Below are 16,488 nucleotides of genomic sequence, written 5' to 3' on the forward strand. Positions count from 1 at the left end.
ATGGCCCATCACCCCCGGCGTAGATTAACTACCGGTGCAACGGTGGGAAGCTGTAGTCCTTCTTTGACGTCCAGTAATTGCCCATGTTCATCATTATATAACGTGAGACAGGAACCCGCTTGAAGCTGAGCCACCACCTCCGCTGAAAGTTCCATACTGCTAGCCAACTCATCATCATTCAGATGTGGTCGATGCCCACGACGTTCTACCTGAAAACGCACCTGATTGTATTTAGCCCAGACGATGATTACCACGGCATTGAATGCCGCAATCGCCGCATACAATGCCAAGGTTGTCAGGCCGCTAATAATATACATTCTGAACGGAATCGGCCCCATATTCGGCGCTCTACCAATCATGTCGAGAAAACCTTTCACGAACAGAAAGATAAAACCTATCCAGGCCAATGCCGTGATAATAATGTCGATCCAGCGCGGTATCAGCCGCTGTTCAGTGTGAATAAGAGGTGCACTCATGGTTTAACCCTCCCGATCCCACGGTCAGGGCTAACCCAACGCGCACGTTTACGCTTGGTATTGAGCATGACTTTGGGGAACGAAACCACTGTGGTGAACAAGCTCAGCATCCAGTAGACCATGGGATACCAGATAATCCAAAACAGTGAACTACCCAGTTTAGGCTCATAGCGCCGTTCAATGACCAAGCTTATCGCAAACTGCATCAAGCAAGTCAACGCCAGTACCATCCCGGTAAAGGCCGGTGGGAAGACTGTTTGTACATGGATACCTGGCGGTAAAGTAATAACCAATCCCAGTAGGAACAGGATAATACTGAACAGGTAAGTGAACGCCCAGGTTATCGACAGTGAATATTCAAGAAACAGTAACCACATGCGGCGATTACGCCAGCGCCACAGCTTAAACATATTTTTCAGGAAAACTTCAGCCCCGCCCTGCGCCCAACGCAAACGTTGCTTCCATAAACCACGTAAGGTTTCCGGCATCAAAATCCAGCACAAACCGCGAGGCTCAAAGAATACTGACCAGTGCCTGATTTGTAATTTCCAACTGATATCGATGTCTTCCGTGATCATGTCCGGGCTCCAGTAGCCCACATCCGCCAGTGCTCGGCGACGGAACGCAGCAACCACACCAGAGACGGTGAAAACTTGACCATAGACACGTTGTGTCCGTTTAATCAGCCCGATGATAGAAGAGAACTCACCAACCTGCACACGGCCAACCAACGTTGAGCGCGTACGGATTCGCGGGTTACCGGTAACCGCACCCGTGCGTGGATTCGCAATCAGCGGCGCGACCAAATAAGGCACCGCTTTGCTGTCCAGTAGGGCATCACCATCAATACATACCAGATATTCACTACGTGCCGCTGCTGCTCCCATACGCAGAGCAATAGCTTTACCCTGATTATGAGCCAGATGAATAACACGCAACCGCGAGTCCTCAGCCAACAGGCCATCCAGCACTTGTGCAGTATCATCACTGGAGCCATCGTTAATGGCGATCACTTCAATATTGGTGTAAGTCTGTGCCAATGCCGCGTGAATGGTTTCCCGCGCATTCTCTCCCTCATTAAAACAAGGGATTAAAATAGACACTAACGGATTACCTTTTAGCTCCGGTGCGGGAACATCATCGCCCCACGGCCAGTGTCTTTCTCGGCGTAGCCAAAAATAGACACCACCGGTTATCCAAATACCGGACATAAAGAGCGGATAGAAGAAAACAAAATTCAGCAACACATCACCAGTAAAGAGCAGGATCATACCCGCAGGTATACTCAGTACTAGGCATAGGATGAGTAACGCAATAATTCTATCGATCATATAAAGGGTACCAGGCAGAAGATAGCACAGGGCGGACATCTTTTAGCGGTGGTTCGCCAGTGATAAAGTTATCCGGATAGTAACCAAAATTTTGCGCGCCATTTAACTGCAACTGGCGCATCCATCCCGCCAGTATCGGGCCGCTGATGGCATTGCTGCCCTCAGGCTTGGTCCAGTCCTTCGATTGCAGTTCAAATACGGTTTTATTCAGGGCCCCAGGGCGCTCTGCAACTTTATTAACTAATTGCGATAGCCACTCATTAGACTCTGATAACGGCACCTTCTCCATTAGCGGCATTGCCATCGGGGCAACCCAATCATAGTTAGCCAGGAAATCATCAAGATTCTGCGCAGACCATGCTTCACTTTCCGGTTCTAAGATCGGCATAGCAAATATATTACGGGCAGATTTTACTTGTGGACCACGGATATCACGCACCTGACGTGTTAACTCATTAGTAAAATCAACCAGATATTTACTCTTATATCGCGTCCAGCGGGCCATGGTTTCCGGGTCTTGGCGTATGGTAGCAATCGAACCTGGGAAACCGGCTTTCTCATATGCACGGATAGCATCCGGCGATGCATCTTCAAAATCAGACATTACCGCGTCGTCATGATAGAGAATCCCGTCAATCGGTGCGCTATAGGCCATATCGCGATAAATATCGATGATGCGCTGTCTGACTTCCGGGTTAAATGGCGATAGGCGACGATATTGATCCGGATCGATACTGGTTTTCCCTGTTTTTGGGTCAATACGCTTAATCCGTGGTAACGACGGGTCCATCTCAAATGCCAACACCGGCATCCAGGCATAAACATCCACATCAGGGCGTGATGCTAGTTGCCAGGCAACGCGGTTAAACAAGTTCTGGCGCATTGGTATCCAACGGTTAGGGAAGTATACCTGACGAATATTGCCATCCCCTTTCGGATCAGAAAATGCTTGCAGGAACACCGTGGTGACGCGTAAATCAGAAATCCGTTGTACCAGTTTGTCGAGATTTTCCTTTTCCTGTACCGGGTCTGGATCGTAGAGATAATCCAAGTCAACATGCGCCACCCGCATGATGTCTTTTTCCTGCACAGAGGTAACCAACTGGGCAAAGTCTTTCAACGACGGATTATTACTGATCAAGATACGCGGTATATTCATCAGATCATTGACGTTACCAATACCGGGCTCCAGTGTCATAGCCATCTGGTAACCGTGTTGGCGTAAGATATTTAACACGGTTCCATTGGCTGCACCGTATGGCCAAACCCAGACTCTCGGTTGCTTGCCCGTTGCCTGAATAAGACGCTGAGTTATCAAGGTAACGTCTTTTTCCATCCGCTGCTTGAAAGCCGCTTCAGTTTCATATTTTTTCGTTTTAGGGTCATAAATCAAGTTGGCTGCTGCCGGTTCGGTATTCCCCTGCGGGTTTGCTATCACGCCGTAATGGGAAGCGTAAGTATGTGCACCGATTTCAATCAGTTTTGATTTAGCCATTTCGCTGATCTGTTTCCAGGTAAGAAAACGATCGCGATCAGTACTTAAACCACCGAAATCCACCTTCTTATTCGGTGGCGTATCGATCCAAGTCCCCACTGGAGCCAGTACTGCACTCAAATTATTGGCTTCTAACAATGGGTAAACACGGTTATAAAAACTACTGTACCCATCGTCAAAGGTCAGTAAAATGGCTTTATTAGGCAGCGGTGCGCCACCATTACGGGCCGCTAAAATCTGATCAACAGACACCACGTTGTAACGATTATCCTTTAGCCAGGCCAATTGTTCACTTAATGCGCTGCTTCTTACTGACAGATAGCGTTGGTCTGCGGATTCATCTTCAACGTCGTGATAAGCAATAACCACAAAGGTATTTTTTTGCCACGGCCTTTCACTTAGCGGCAATGCCCGCTCAGCGGGTGGAACGAATACCGGTTTCTCTGCATAACACACCGAGGCCAGCACCGTTATCATTCCTACTACAAGTATTCGTATAAAAAATAGTATCTTCGCCATGGCGCTGATCCCTTAGAAACGGTAATTCAAATCGAAAGCGAGCGAGAGATCGTGCTCACGGACACCATCATAGGGGCGCTTATCGTAGGTCACTGCTATCCCAGTATCCACGACATCATTCCATTGAATGCGTTGCCCATAACCTGCCGTGGTTACCAGACCATTACCGAAGTTTTTCTCCCAATAACCGCCAACACCGAGCTGAATTTGTTGGCTCCAGACGGTTTTATAGTGGCGATACATAATGTGGTTTAGGGTAATGGCAGGGACGTAAGTGAAATCACTTTTCGGGTTATAGTAAATCACATCCTCTTTGGTGTTATGGCTCGACGCTAACCCTAAGCTAAGATCTGCCGTCAGGTAAGGGCCCGTCCAGACACGCTGGCGTCCGTTGAACTCGTATTCCCAACGGTTGTTGCCGTCAGAGAAACGTGACGGTGTCACGCTAATTTCAGCATCACGCCGATCATCTGCTTTCCAGAACACATATGCTGACGCACTGTTAGCGGATATATTATTTTTTAATGCCCGCAATGGGGTATCTTTGGCCAGTCTCTCAACCTGCCCGCCAACGCGCCAGTGATCATTAAAATCGTACCAAGTCGATAACCGAGCACCGGTTTTGTTACCAAAACCGTAATTCTGATTATTCACTTCAGCCTCAACCCAATGGTCACGGGATGTCCACTCGCCCCCTAGCCGTGTCGCACGATTAATGCCTTTTCCTTCTTCAAATTGCGCATTGTCGTAGCTGCCACCACCGAATACCCGCCAGTTTTCAGCTATCGGGGGGCTATACAGCAAGGTTTCAACGCCAAAATCCTTGTTACCACTGATTGGGCTGTTGGAAGAAATAGTTCGATTCCCGGTTACACGCAATTCATACATGTTATGCACTTTGCGCTGACGATCGAGCTCCTGAGAGGGAACATCTTCAGGAGAACGGGTAATCACATCATCAGTGAGTAACTCCATCTGATGCCATTCCTGCAAATCCATCGCAGTTTCAGCTTGTGCACGTTCCAGAATAAGACTGCGTGGCGCCAATGACTCTACTGCTTTCAATTCTTGTTCAGATTTACGTGGTAAATCTTTTGCCAAATAGATACCGGCCAGAGCAATACGTAAATTCTGGTTAGCAGGAGCAGTACTGGATAGCGTTTCCAGTTTTTTCTGCGCCGCAGGCAGATCATTGAGTGCTACCAGGGATTGAACCAGCAGAGTCTGCCCTTCCATCCAGTCATCATTCGGCTCTTTACCTGGCAGACCATAAACGCCAACCTGATACGGCGTTTGCTCGCTATAGTTTTTAGCGAATTGATGTGCTTTATCCAATTGTTCACTTTCATTCAACGAATAATAGAGATCATCTGCATCAAGTAAATCATCGCTATTACGGAATGTTTTGCCATCGGCGTAATACAAACTGGTCAAGATGGGCGCTGCTTTTTCTGGCATCCGGCGATCGATATAAGCAGATGCCGCCCAGCGACGTGCATAATCCGGCATCTTGTAGCCTTCGGCTTCCATGCCTTCATATTCTTTAATGAGTTGTTCGGTATTACGGCGAACCAATAACGCGCCTAATCTATCGATACGAGCACGTTGATAATCGGCCTGCGCTTCGGGATCTTTGCTCCAGCGGGCTAACAAATCCTGATAATCAGCCAACGCTTGATCAGCAATATAAAATCGCTCCGTCTCGCTGCGTGTTGGTAGTACCGCCATACGGACTTGTTCCGCTGCAGCATCTCGCTCAAGTTGCCGATATTGCTCTGCGGTCACTAATTTTGGATTCTCTTTGGCAAGCTGCAACGCAGGATCGGCAATACGGTTTCTTTGCAGAATCTCGAGGTGATTTTTTAATACTTCCTCAGATTCCGGTGCCAGTCGTACCGCCTCACTCGAGGCCTGTAAAGCATCGTAATTGCGGTTGGTTGCCCGATTAAGATAAGAGAGGGTCATATAGTTTTTTGCAGAAGGGTCACGCGCAGCCAGGTCTTTCGCTTGCTGTAAAGCTTCACCACCGCGCCCGGAATCCGCCTGAGTCATTATCATGCCAGTGATAAGATCTGGGTTGGTTGGGTCTTTCTTTAAACTGCTTTGCCACAATGCCAACGCCTGATCCCAACGTTTTTCATTGCGATATGCACGCGCTGCTGACGCTAAGCCCCGCGAAGAGAGATTCATTGAAGAGTGGTATCTTTCGTAAACGTCAATGACCTCTTGATCACGCCCTGCCCAACCGGCTATTTGTAGCCAGTCGTCTACCTGCCCACTATTGAGAGGGCCAGATTTGGATTCTTTTTGTAAGTAGTCAAGGACCGGCGCGGTATCTCCTGATCTGGCTTGGATGATTAACGAATCATACTGTGTATCTGCCAAAACTGGATTAACTGAAAGGCCGGAAATTAATAGCGCTAATAAAGTTATTCTGTGCCGGTGCAACGGGCGCAGTAGTGCTGTAAATGCGTTATACATTATATAACCCTTAAGCCAGCAACTTGTTTGATGATCAAGGAAAGCTACTTCACGAACATCCATTTTTCATTATGGAATTATGATGAAATGAAGTCCTTAGAATGTATTACAGCATGTTACATAGGATAGTTGAAAGAAAATACTGTTGTCGAATTATTATAGAATATTGTTATTCCAGCGATTAATAGAGGTGAAAATGTGTTATAGCGGTTAGTTTTAATGAAATTAAGATTAATCTTAGAAGAAAACTCTTTAAAAAGGCAAAATTTAGCGACGAAATATTTTCACTAAGGGAATCCTGCGATACAGTCGTCTGCAAAAGGGTAGCACGATTTGATTTTCGGGCTGTTTTAGCCTGTTTTTTTTACTACTTTTAATTTTAATATCTAAAATATTATTTATCTTATAACTAGAAAATAAGTCCGCTATTATTAGCAATAGTAGATTATCACTACCGTTATCATTAAGAATGAACTGATTGAAAATCAGGTCTTACTGCCAAAATGCCCGTAACCAAACTATTAAAACACTTCTACAATTTAACTCATTATTTTATATGAATAATTTTTATAACTATTTGAATGTTTGTCATATACGATTTTGACCTAAGAAAAATAGGCTCAGCTAAAATAGCTAGAGTCTATTTTGCAAGATGAATTTAATTCACATAAAGTGAGATGTTCAGCGCAGATTAGTCACAACGTTGTAAGCCGCGATCGAGTTTAGTTAAAAACTCATAACCATTATCAGTAATGAGAATCATATCCTCTAACATAATCGAACCGATCCCAATACCGTAATAGGGTGTTTCAAGGCTTAACACCATCCCAGGCTGGAACGTTTCAGTCGCTAATGTACTGATGAAAGGTGCTTCTTCTAATCCCAAAAATACACCATCACCGTGCCCTAGATGACCACGATTATAATGTGGCAAGCCCGATTTTTTAATGACGTCCATGGTGGAATCAAAAACATCTTTTAATTTAACCCCCGGTGCCACCCTTGAGAGCATATGTTCATGACCGATTCTAATGGTGTCATATATCTGCTTTGCTAGTGGGTCCGGCTCCCCCAGAACAAAAGTTCGCGCCAGATCGGCACCATAACCTGCAACATCCACACCGCAGTCAAACTTAATTAAGTCTCCCGGCTTAGCTGGGGTGTCATCCGCCAGCATTTTAGGCGAGAAGTTATCGCCAACCGAAATAAGATTGAAACGGGAGAAGTTCGTTTCCGGGAACGTCATTACTGCGGCTTTGTATGCCGCCGTCAATTGTGCCGCAGTACAACCGACGCGAATTTCTTTCGCTGCACGGGCAATACCAAACTCGGTTATCTCAGCACTTTTGCGCAGATGTTCAATCTCCCACGGGCTTTTGATCATCCTGATTTCATTAAATAACGGCGTTGAATCAACCAATTTCAGCCCTGGCGCTACTTTGTCCAGAACACCTTTTCCCCCGTTAGACATGGCATGTAATTCAATGGCAATGGTCTTACCCAGCACCCCGGCGTCCTCAAGCGCTGCTTTGACTAAACTAAAAACAGCTTCAACTGGCGGGCCAATCGGCCGCTCACGCTTGGTCTGATGATTAAGGGGATTGCGTGGAGAGTCGACATCGACCCACACCGGAAAGGTTTTTAGCACCATATTCGGCATATCAAAGTGGGCACTGGCTGCCTCAAACTCATTCATGATGATTTGCGAAGGAATTGCTGCATCACGGAACATAATCACCACCGCCGCACCAGTGTGGCGGAAGGTATACATAAAGAAGCTGGCGAACCCAGTGAGATAGTAGAAATTATCACAGACGGTGACCACCAGAGCATCAAGCCCTTCTCGCTCCATTACCGTACGGGCTTTGCGGCTTACCGCGTCTAAATGCGCAATCTTTTCTTTATTCACCAAACTTTCCTTCAAGGCTTATTTTATCTGTGATCTGAATAATATACCTAAAGTCATTGAAGTTGCAGGTGCAGAGCCAGGACAATTTATTACCGACTAATCAATCGTGTAATTCACCGACATCACTCCTTTTTTCTCCGAAATGGACTGAACAACAACCTTTCCCACATCGCGCAGCGAACTAACATGTGTTCCGCCACAGGCATACGCGGGCAATTCACCAAATCCGATTTCGCGAAAATCACCCTGGATCAACGTCTGTCGGGCTAAATCCTGATGAATAAACTGCTCTAAAGCTATCTGAACAGTATTAATATCAATTGGATGCGGATTTTCAGTTCGTTTAAATGAGACTCGGCCCTCACCCGGCCAGTGATGTGCCTTTATTGGCAACCAGCCATAACTTTCGCCAATATTGCCAATGATATGCCCAGCGGAATGCATGCGTGCATTCAGAAAACGCCGGTCACTGTCGATACACGCAGGTTGTATCCCTAATGCAACGGGCAGCGCCACATAATGAACTAATTGATGTTGCTGCTGCACCACATGTAATACCGGGCTGCCGCCAATCATACCGGTATCGCAAGGTTGCCCACCGCCTTGTGGATGGAAAATAGTAGCCTGCAATATTAAAGCAAATCGCTCACCATCAGGAGTACAACTCAGGACATTTACATCCGTAGCCAGCGTATCGTTATCAAAAAATAGACGAGTAGTCACAATCATTATCCTTTTATCATTTCCATTATGATTATATTAATGTCAGTCTATCGTGATAATCCGTCATAACCTCAAAGGACTGTTGCGCTGTGAGCATAAATACGCCTCTGACTCCGCTAAGCGAAATGGCTATTTTCGTTAAAGTGGTAGAAACCGGCAGTTTCTCGGCAGTTGCACGCCAGTTAGGCGTTTCACCTTCAGCAATCAGCCGTAGCGTCAGCCGACTCGAAAAAGCGCTGGCTACGCGCTTATTGCAACGAACTACGCGTAAATTGCGATTGAGCGAAAGTGGCGAAGAGGTTTTTAAACGCTGTCATGCGATGCTTAGTGCAGCCAATTCAGTGATGGAAGTCAGTGGCCAGTACAATCTGGAACCGGAAGGGCTTATTCGTATCAGTGTACCAAAAGCGGTTGGCCGTTTTGTCGTTCACCCGCATATCCCTGAATTCTTGCGCCGCCACAGTAAAATAGATGTACAACTGATCTTAGATGACCGCTACGTTGATTTAATTGATGAAAATATCGATTTGGCAATTCGTATTACTGACCAACCCCCTGCTGGAATGATTGGCCGGCAATTGATGACTATCGAACATTTGTTGTGCGCCACACCCGAATATCTCGCCGCCCATGAGGTTCCCCTGCATCCTCATGATTTAGCGCACCATAGCTGTATTTATCTCGGAGAGACGCCGGGAGACGCCCGCTGGAAATTCCGTCAAGGTAGCAAAGCGGTAACTGTCGCGGTACGGGGCCGCTACGCAGCTAACCATACCGGTGTCAGGCTAGATGCTGTCTTGCAGCATATAGGTATCGGCAGCCTACCTTATTTTACGGCCAGAACAGCATTGCAACAGGGACTGATAGTACCGGTATTACCAGAATGGCGCTTTATCAGTTCGTACAGCGGTGGCTTATGGTTACTCTACCCGCCAACCCGCTATTTACCCCCCAAGCTGCGCGTATTTATTGATTATATTGTCAGTTGTTTGCGTAAAGAACCCAACTTACCCCCCGCGGCGGTTAAATTACCCGCGATTTAATATGCTGTATTAAACCCAACTAAGTCGCAGGTTAGGTACCTACGGTGCAATTACCGTTTTTTCGCCAATAGTGTCGCAAAGCGCAGTTTTATCCGATTACCTTCGGCGTCGGTCTTATGTAATTGCCCAACATCTTCGTTGTACTTAATAATATCCCAATCTTTATAGTAATGGCTTAACTCACCCGACTTTAATGTAAAGGAGAACGGCACAGTACAAGGGAAGTCATCCGTAGACATGGCAGAGATAATCAAATTATAACCACCGGACAAGGTACACTCCTGCATATTATTAATAATAGAGGGAATTCTTTCCGGTTGTAGGAACATCAGGACCACAGTCGATAAAATAAAATCATAGCGGTTGTCCACACTGGCTTCATTAATATTGTAAGTGCTGGCGGTAATATTTTGCAGATTTTCCTGTACTATAATCTGCTGTAAATTATGGATACTATCGCTATTTTTGTCTACCGCCGTGACATCAAAATCCAATAAATTCAAATACAAAGAATTACGACCAGAACCACAACCTAAATCTAATGCTTTACCCGGTTTAACCATTTTCACGGCTTCAATGACTTCAGAGTGCGTCGGGGTTAAATTGTATTTTTTATGATAAAAATCTTCTGCCGTGCAATAGAAACTGAGTTGGCATTGCAGGTCATCTGAACATGCGGCAATACGGTGCCAGACTTGGGGTTCTATAAAGGGTGGCTGCTGCTCACAAGAGAAGCTATGCCTCGCCAAAGTATTCCCCGCTTCATCGAGGATCAGAAAATCCATCTCCCCGTTTAGAATGGTCAGTTTGGCCCAAGTACCTGCCTTGGTATTGTGTTTTTCCCGGAACATCGCCGGTACAGCGGTACTATTCCAGACAGGTAACTCTTTATAACACAGCAGTGCTGATGCATTTCCCATACTGATATTCCTCAGATAACTTAAAGATGTATTTAATATGCAACATATAATACAGCATTAACATTATCAAATGAAGCCGTCGGAACAAACAAATTCGGCACGAGATTTGGTTTATTTAAATCAATCAACAAATTGAAATAAAAGATAATATTACATCAAGGCATTGTGTGTTTAATCGTTTTTAAGTTTTCGATATGGTCGGCCAGTTTTTGAATATCGTCATCCGTCAGATGTGCTTTGGCCTTATTACCCCGGCCAACAATCTTGCCATCGCGGCGAGCAGTTAGACCATCAACAATTTCATCACGCGATAACGATATCAGTGGCGGTGCCTTATCCAAGCCTTTGCGATCAGCCGAACGCCCATGGCAACTTGAACAGGTTTGTTTATAAATATGCTCACCGTCAGTGGCCGCCTGAGCCGTGACACTGAGCAGCAGGACACCCACGCTTAACAACAGCACTGCTTTCATTATGCACCCGCCGCCCATTGTTGGAACAACGTAACCAGCGCCTGCTCATTACGCGCGCCCTGATGCAATTGCGTCACTTTACCACTGCGGTCAATCAGAAAAGAAGTCGGGGTGCCAATAACCTGGTAGCGTTCTTGTGTGATACCTAATTGATCACGAATAACCGGATAACTAATATTCCGCTGTGCCAACACCGGATTGATATCCACCTGTTCAGGATCGGTGTTAATCGCCACAACCACGATATCATCCCGATATTCCTGACTCAGTTTATCCAGTGCCGCCATTTCAGCCAGACAACCGCCACAGCTAGCTGACCAGAAATTGAGGTACACCTGCTTACCTTTCCATTGATCAAGTGCCACCGGCTTGCCTTTTAGGTCATAAGCTGCCAATTGCGGGGCCGCTTCACCCACCACCAACTCTTCTTGTTTGCACGCGCTAAGTAGCAATAACACACCACACATGCCGATAACTTTTAACCGATTACGCCACATGATGACGGCTCTCTTCATTAAGATATTTACCGTGCTGGAGCCGGATTATCCGATCAGCAACACACCCTAAATCTGGATTGTGGGTAACCATGACAATGGTTCTACCCTGACGATGAATATGGTTTAGCAGATCCAGCACCCGCTGTTCATTCTCTTCATCAAGGTTGCCGGTCGGTTCATCAGCAAAAATGATAGGGGGCTGATTAACAAGCGCACGTGCAATACACACTCGCTGTTGCTCACCACCAGAGAGTTGGCTAGGCAGATGCCCCATACGTGGTGTCATCCCGACCTGTTCTAAAACCTGCCGCGCGGCGTCTTCATCAACCACACTGTGATAATGCTGCGCTAACATAATGTTCTCTAACGCAGTCAGGTAAGGAATCAGGTGAAATTGTTGAAAAACCAGCCCTATCTTGTCAGCCCGAAACTGCCTGCGGCCTTCTTCGTCTAAGCCTGCGGCATCAATACCGTCAAGTAACACCTGCCCTTCGCTAACGGTATCCAGACAGGTCAGGATATTCATTAATGTTGTTTTACCTGAGCCGGACGCCCCCATAATCGCGACAAACTCACCACGATTAATGCGAATATTAATGTCTTCCAGCGCTGTAACTTGACCAAAACGCTTATATAAATGTCGGGTTTCAATGACGGCATCCGCGGTGTATTCAGGTTTCACCCGTGTTAATGGCGATGTCATTTGCTACTCTCCTTTCAGGACTTTAGCGGGTTCGATATGAATAGCCCGACGGGTGGGAACAATGGCCGCCACGGCGGCGACTAACAATGACAATATCAGGGTCAATGGCAGTACTGGTGCTCGCAAAGCGATTGCCGCACTGAACACCGTCTGGCCCAATACTTGCGCCAACACATACCCAAGCAAAGCACCACAGACTGCGGCAGCCAGCGATATAATCAGTGTTTCAGTCAGCATCTGACGAATAATATCGGCACCACTGGCACCCAATGCTTTTTGCAAGGCGAACTCTTTTGAACGCTCACCCACTATCGCCATTAAGGTGGTGTTAACGCACAGTGATGACAAAATGAGGATCACCACCGAGACCAGCCCCATCAGCCCTTTTATTTTATCAAGCACTTGTCCTTCAGAAGCCGAAACCTTACGGATTGGCCGAATTTCAAGATCGGGATATTGCTCACGCAGGCGGCTGGCAAATGTTTCAACCTGCCCCACATCATTACTGACACTAAGGAGCGCATTGCTGATATGCCCCGGTTGATTGAGCCATTTTTGTGCCAGTTCAAGATTGACGATTAACATGTTATCCGTGGCGTCACCCGCTTCAACAATACCTTTGACCTGAAGACGCTGGCGAGTCGCTCCATTCACCAATGTAATGGTATCGCCTACTTTGACGTGCAAGCGTTCGGCAAGTTTGACACCAATCATGGCATTGCGATCATCAAAACTGACGCCGATCCAGTTGCCGGTGACTTGCCAGTAGGGAACGAGCTGTTGTAGGGATTCAAACCATACCCCCATCAGCACCACTTTTTCCAATTCGGTGCGGGCCATACCATAAATATAGGGGCTGGAAGCATTGATAAGCCCTTTGGGTGCCGCATCTATAATTGGCTGAAATCGCTGTTGTTCAAAAGAGTTACCATGCCCTGGGCCGATATAGAAATTGGCACCAAAGGTTCGTAACTCCTGACTCATTTTGGCATTAATATCGAAATAAACTGCTGACATTGCGGTGACAATCGCTGCACCAACAGTGAGTGCGGCAAATACCACACTGACCCGTTGCATCCGCAGGCGCAGTGCACGTAATACTAATCGCCAGAACATACTATTACTGCCTTTATGCTGAATTGCCCGATGATTAACGGCCATAAAGCACCTCCACCGGATAGAGACTGGCAATACGCCGGGCAGGGAACCAGGTACCTATGACGGCAATCAACACGGATATCACCAGCACACAGGGCACCACCATCCAGGCAAAACTGAGTGGAGCGCCAAACAACATCAGGCCAATGGTTTTTGCCAAGCCCCAGCCAGCCAAACAGCCTGCCAGACCACCAATCAAGCCACTGATTGCTGCTTCAAGATAAAACAGCATCAAAATTTGCCACTGACGCGCCCCCAATGCTTTCATCAAACCAATCTCTTTCGCGCGTTCCATAATCGTGCTGGTCATCAGCGATGCAATCCCCATTGCCGCAGCAATCAACGCCGCCAGCGTAACCACCGCCAACAGCAGTTGTATCTTTTCAATCACCACCCCTTCAGATGCAGCAACTTGCCAAATTGGCCGCACTACGGAGCCAGAAATAGCCTCTTCCAATTGGTGTGCAATTGAAGAAACATAAGCAGTGCAATACCACAGGTCATATTCTTCGGCATTAAGGGCTTCAAGGTTTTCGCGCGCTTTACGCGACAACTCATTTTCTGGCACAGTCAATGCTGAAACCCGCACTGCCTGGATTTTTCCTGGCAAGCCGAGGAGTGATTGCACTGCGCTTAGGGGTAATACCAGGCGGCTCTCTTCTTCACCACCACTACTCAGCACCCCACTTATCTTCACCGTTAGTGGGCCAGAGGCACCGTTGAGGTGCAACTCATCACCGACTTTCCAACCAGTTTGCTGTGCCAGTTGTTTACCTAACAATGCCTCAGCCGTTGTCGCATCGGCTTTAACTGGCTCCTGCGGCCAGTTACCACTAACCTGCCAATACGGGCTGATAATTTGCTGACCAGTGTGATAGTCCTCTTCATCGGGTACATCAACCGGCTGATTAAAATAGGTCCCCAGCAGCGGAATAATTTGCCCCTTAACATCAGTTTCGCCGCTCAGTAATGGCGCAAAACCGACAATATTGTTACGCCAAAAAATATCTTTGATATTGGGTAACTCAGCTTGATCGAGGAAATCCTGCCCGGTAAGTGGGTTACTCTGCTCGCCGAATAATGACGGCAGTGCCACCTGCCCAGCAGGTTCAATCAAAATATTGGCACCATAAGACTTCAACTCACGTGACATTTTATCGCCAATATCTATCGATACCGCCAACAATGACGAGATGAGTCCGGCAGCAAGGAAGACCGTAAATACCGCCAGGGATTTACGCCGGACATTCCTGAACCAAGACTGCTTGAGCATGCGCCATAACATAATTATGGATTCTCCTGCGTGTCACTGTCTTCACTACTGGCAACCGGCGTCACAAACTGCTCCGGGTGTTCACGGAAACGGTTGTAATTCGCCTCAGATGAGAAGAAATAGGTATTCTCGCCATAACTGTACTTATATTCGGCCTTTTGATTGGTGAGGCGAGTTTTATCAACCGGATCAATTACATCAAGCGTTACTACCGTGGTGAAGTAATTGACACCCGCCTCCAAAGAGGCTTTGGGAATGACTAACTCTTTATCGTCACTTTTCCACCCCTCCAACGGTATCGGGTTACAGCCCCCTGCTTTACCGATCGACGGAATGAAAATATGCACGGCGCAGGCAACGCAAATGACCTGATTGCCTTCCATGACATACCCTTGATCACCACACAACAAGCAGGCATCGAAAACCACACTCAGGCGCAGACGATCGGGATAACGGTTAATAATAAAGAAACGTACTGCTTTACCATCATCGGCGACCCAGACAAAACGATGCAACTTACCATCACGTACCTGCTCTACTGGAATACGGACTAAACCATCAGCCGAGAGTGTCACGGGTAAAGCCTCGGACAACTGGGGCGGTTGAGAAGCGACTTTATCCCAGTAGAGTTGAGCACCTGCGGCTATTACCCATGCCAGCAAGGAAAAAACAAAGATTCGGCGTACATTACGGTAATCAGCTAATGCTTTACGGTGAGCAATCGGGTCTGAATTTTCACCGACGATCCGGCGGGAATTCCGTAACGGTATCAAGTAACACAGCGTCGTAAATGCCAGAAGCAGCGCACAAATGTAACTCAACCAGGCATGCCCATTGGTAACTAAAGCGACATAACTGAGTAGTGATTTGGTCAGTGGCACAACCTGTAACTTCATTAATAACAGAATGCCGTCGCCACTGAGTGGCAAAATCAGTAATACCGTTATCAGTATCAATAGTGGCCAACGACAACGAGGCAATTGCCTGACCATCATCAGCAATAATACGGCACTGAAAATCACCCAGCCAAATGCCACGACAATAGCCGCCAAATTAAGCAGTAAATCGGTGTTGATGACATGGGTATTGGTAAAGGCACCGAGATTCGGGTTATTACCCCAATTGAATGCCGCGCCCAATACCAACAGGGCTTGCCAGACATAACCTAACGATCGGCGGAGCGTAAATTGACTTAACAAGAATAACAGCAGTGCGAGAAGTTGCCCCCCCGCCAGAACTAACTGCAATTGCTGCGATTTTGGGTAATGGGTACCGGCCCAAATACCCAAGATAGCCATGAGTATCGTTATCCATACCACCCGGTTCAATGCAGGAGCTGGCCTGAATGCCCAACTTAACCCCAATAACAACGCTACCGGTAAAAAGGCTTGTAGCACGGAAACAAAAAAATAACTCATTAGCACACACCTTGGGCAAGATAATCACAACACCTGCCAGTTATCACTGATCAGCTTTTACATCGCGCG

General features: G+C 47.0%; 14 protein-coding genes. 1 reads left to right on the forward strand and 13 read right to left on the reverse strand.

What is annotated here, in order from left to right; translation table 11 throughout:
* Positions 1-8: 8 nt before the first annotated feature.
* The 6 genes from pgaD to V2A84_RS08945 all read right to left on the reverse strand — a co-directional run bounded on the left by pgaD (position 9) and on the right by V2A84_RS08945 (position 8,934).
* Positions 9-476, reverse strand: a complete 468-nt coding sequence (gene pgaD / locus V2A84_RS08920; RefSeq protein WP_083159062.1) for a poly-beta-1,6-N-acetyl-D-glucosamine biosynthesis protein PgaD — start codon at positions 474-476, stop codon at positions 9-11.
* Complete coding sequence (pgaC, locus tag V2A84_RS08925; RefSeq protein ID WP_083159063.1) at positions 473-1,807, reverse strand: poly-beta-1,6-N-acetyl-D-glucosamine synthase; 1,335 nt, start codon at positions 1,805-1,807, stop codon at positions 473-475. Before pgaC ends, pgaD begins: the two co-directional genes overlap by 4 nt.
* The gene (gene pgaB, locus V2A84_RS08930; RefSeq protein ID WP_442848705.1) at positions 1,797-3,821 is read right to left on the reverse strand and encodes a poly-beta-1,6-N-acetyl-D-glucosamine N-deacetylase PgaB; all 2,025 of its coding nucleotides are present in this window, start codon (positions 3,819-3,821) and stop codon (positions 1,797-1,799) included. The genes pgaC and pgaB overlap by 11 nt, the downstream gene beginning before the upstream one ends.
* 12 nt (positions 3,822-3,833) lie before the next feature.
* Complete coding sequence (gene pgaA, locus V2A84_RS08935) at positions 3,834-6,302, reverse strand: poly-beta-1,6 N-acetyl-D-glucosamine export porin PgaA (protein WP_442848706.1); 2,469 nt, start codon at positions 6,300-6,302, stop codon at positions 3,834-3,836.
* Positions 6,303-6,993: 691 nt separating this feature from the next.
* Complete coding sequence (locus tag V2A84_RS08940; protein WP_083159066.1) at positions 6,994-8,211, reverse strand: M24 family metallopeptidase; 1,218 nt, start codon at positions 8,209-8,211, stop codon at positions 6,994-6,996.
* A 96-nt stretch (positions 8,212-8,307) separates the two neighbouring features.
* Positions 8,308-8,934, reverse strand: a complete 627-nt coding sequence (locus V2A84_RS08945; RefSeq protein WP_083163690.1) for a hypothetical protein — start codon at positions 8,932-8,934, stop codon at positions 8,308-8,310.
* An 89-nt stretch (positions 8,935-9,023) separates the two neighbouring features.
* On the opposite strand from V2A84_RS08945, the gene V2A84_RS08950 reads away from it, so the two are divergent.
* Positions 9,024-9,977: a LysR family transcriptional regulator gene (locus tag V2A84_RS08950; protein WP_083159067.1), complete on the forward strand. Its 954-nt coding sequence runs from the start codon at positions 9,024-9,026 to the stop codon at positions 9,975-9,977.
* 50 nt (positions 9,978-10,027) lie between these two features.
* On the opposite strand, the gene tehB is transcribed toward V2A84_RS08950, so the two are convergent.
* From tehB to V2A84_RS08985, 7 genes are all read right to left on the reverse strand, one after another.
* A complete protein-coding gene (tehB, locus tag V2A84_RS08955; RefSeq protein WP_083159068.1) occupies positions 10,028-10,897 on the reverse strand; it encodes an SAM-dependent methyltransferase TehB in 870 nt (289 codons plus the stop codon).
* A gap of 155 nt (positions 10,898-11,052) precedes the next feature.
* On the reverse strand, positions 11,053-11,370 hold the full coding sequence (locus V2A84_RS08960; RefSeq protein WP_083159069.1) for a c-type cytochrome: 318 nt from the start codon (positions 11,368-11,370) through the stop codon (positions 11,053-11,055).
* The gene (locus V2A84_RS08965) at positions 11,370-11,837 is read right to left on the reverse strand and encodes a TlpA family protein disulfide reductase (RefSeq protein ID WP_193784819.1); all 468 of its coding nucleotides are present in this window, start codon (positions 11,835-11,837) and stop codon (positions 11,370-11,372) included. The genes V2A84_RS08960 and V2A84_RS08965 overlap by 1 nt, the downstream gene beginning before the upstream one ends.
* A gap of 19 nt (positions 11,838-11,856) precedes the next feature.
* Positions 11,857-12,570 carry an ABC transporter ATP-binding protein gene (locus V2A84_RS08970; protein ID WP_083159071.1) on the reverse strand — a complete coding sequence of 238 codons (714 nt, stop codon included), beginning with the start codon at positions 12,568-12,570 and terminating at the stop codon, positions 11,857-11,859.
* Between the two features lie 3 nt (positions 12,571-12,573).
* Positions 12,574-13,686 (reverse strand): ABC transporter permease, encoded by a 1,113-nt coding sequence (locus tag V2A84_RS08975; protein ID WP_193784820.1) that lies wholly within the window; start codon positions 13,684-13,686, stop codon positions 12,574-12,576.
* Between the two features lie 34 nt (positions 13,687-13,720).
* Positions 13,721-15,013, reverse strand: coding sequence for an ABC transporter permease (locus tag V2A84_RS08980; protein WP_083159073.1), 1,293 nt, complete (start codon positions 15,011-15,013; stop codon positions 13,721-13,723).
* Between the two features lie 2 nt (positions 15,014-15,015).
* Positions 15,016-16,419 (reverse strand): Fe-S-containing protein, encoded by a 1,404-nt coding sequence (locus V2A84_RS08985; protein WP_083159074.1) that lies wholly within the window; start codon positions 16,417-16,419, stop codon positions 15,016-15,018.
* Positions 16,420-16,488 lie beyond the last annotated feature (69 nt).

The sequence above is a fragment of the Yersinia sp. 2553 StPb PI genome, from assembly GCF_052217105.1.
In the GTDB taxonomy this organism is placed as follows: Bacteria; Pseudomonadota; Gammaproteobacteria; order Enterobacterales; family Enterobacteriaceae; genus Yersinia; species Yersinia enterocolitica_E.

Bases quoted from the DNA above. Each gene is read 5' to 3' on its own strand.
- pgaD (WP_083159062.1), bottom strand. From the start codon at position 476: ATGAGTGCACCTCTTATTCACACTGAACAGCGGCTGATACCGCGCTGG.
- V2A84_RS08970 (WP_083159071.1), bottom strand. From the start codon at position 12,570: ATGACATCGCCATTAACACGGGTGAAACCTGAATACACCGCGGATGCC.
- V2A84_RS08975 (WP_193784820.1), bottom strand. From the start codon at position 13,686: ATGTTCTGGCGATTAGTATTACGTGCACTGCGCCTGCGGATGCAACGG.
- pgaA (WP_442848706.1), bottom strand. From the start codon at position 6,302: ATGTATAACGCATTTACAGCACTACTGCGCCCGTTGCACCGGCACAGA.
- pgaB (WP_442848705.1), bottom strand. From the start codon at position 3,821: ATGGCGAAGATACTATTTTTTATACGAATACTTGTAGTAGGAATGATA.
- pgaC (WP_083159063.1), bottom strand. From the start codon at position 1,807: ATGATCGATAGAATTATTGCGTTACTCATCCTATGCCTAGTACTGAGT.
- V2A84_RS08980 (WP_083159073.1), bottom strand. From the start codon at position 15,013: ATGTTATGGCGCATGCTCAAGCAGTCTTGGTTCAGGAATGTCCGGCGT.
- V2A84_RS08985 (WP_083159074.1), bottom strand. From the start codon at position 16,419: ATGAGTTATTTTTTTGTTTCCGTGCTACAAGCCTTTTTACCGGTAGCG.
- tehB (WP_083159068.1), bottom strand. From the start codon at position 10,897: ATGGGAAATGCATCAGCACTGCTGTGTTATAAAGAGTTACCTGTCTGG.
- V2A84_RS08960 (WP_083159069.1), bottom strand. From the start codon at position 11,370: ATGAAAGCAGTGCTGTTGTTAAGCGTGGGTGTCCTGCTGCTCAGTGTC.
- V2A84_RS08965 (WP_193784819.1), bottom strand. From the start codon at position 11,837: ATGTGTGGTGTGTTATTGCTACTTAGCGCGTGCAAACAAGAAGAGTTG.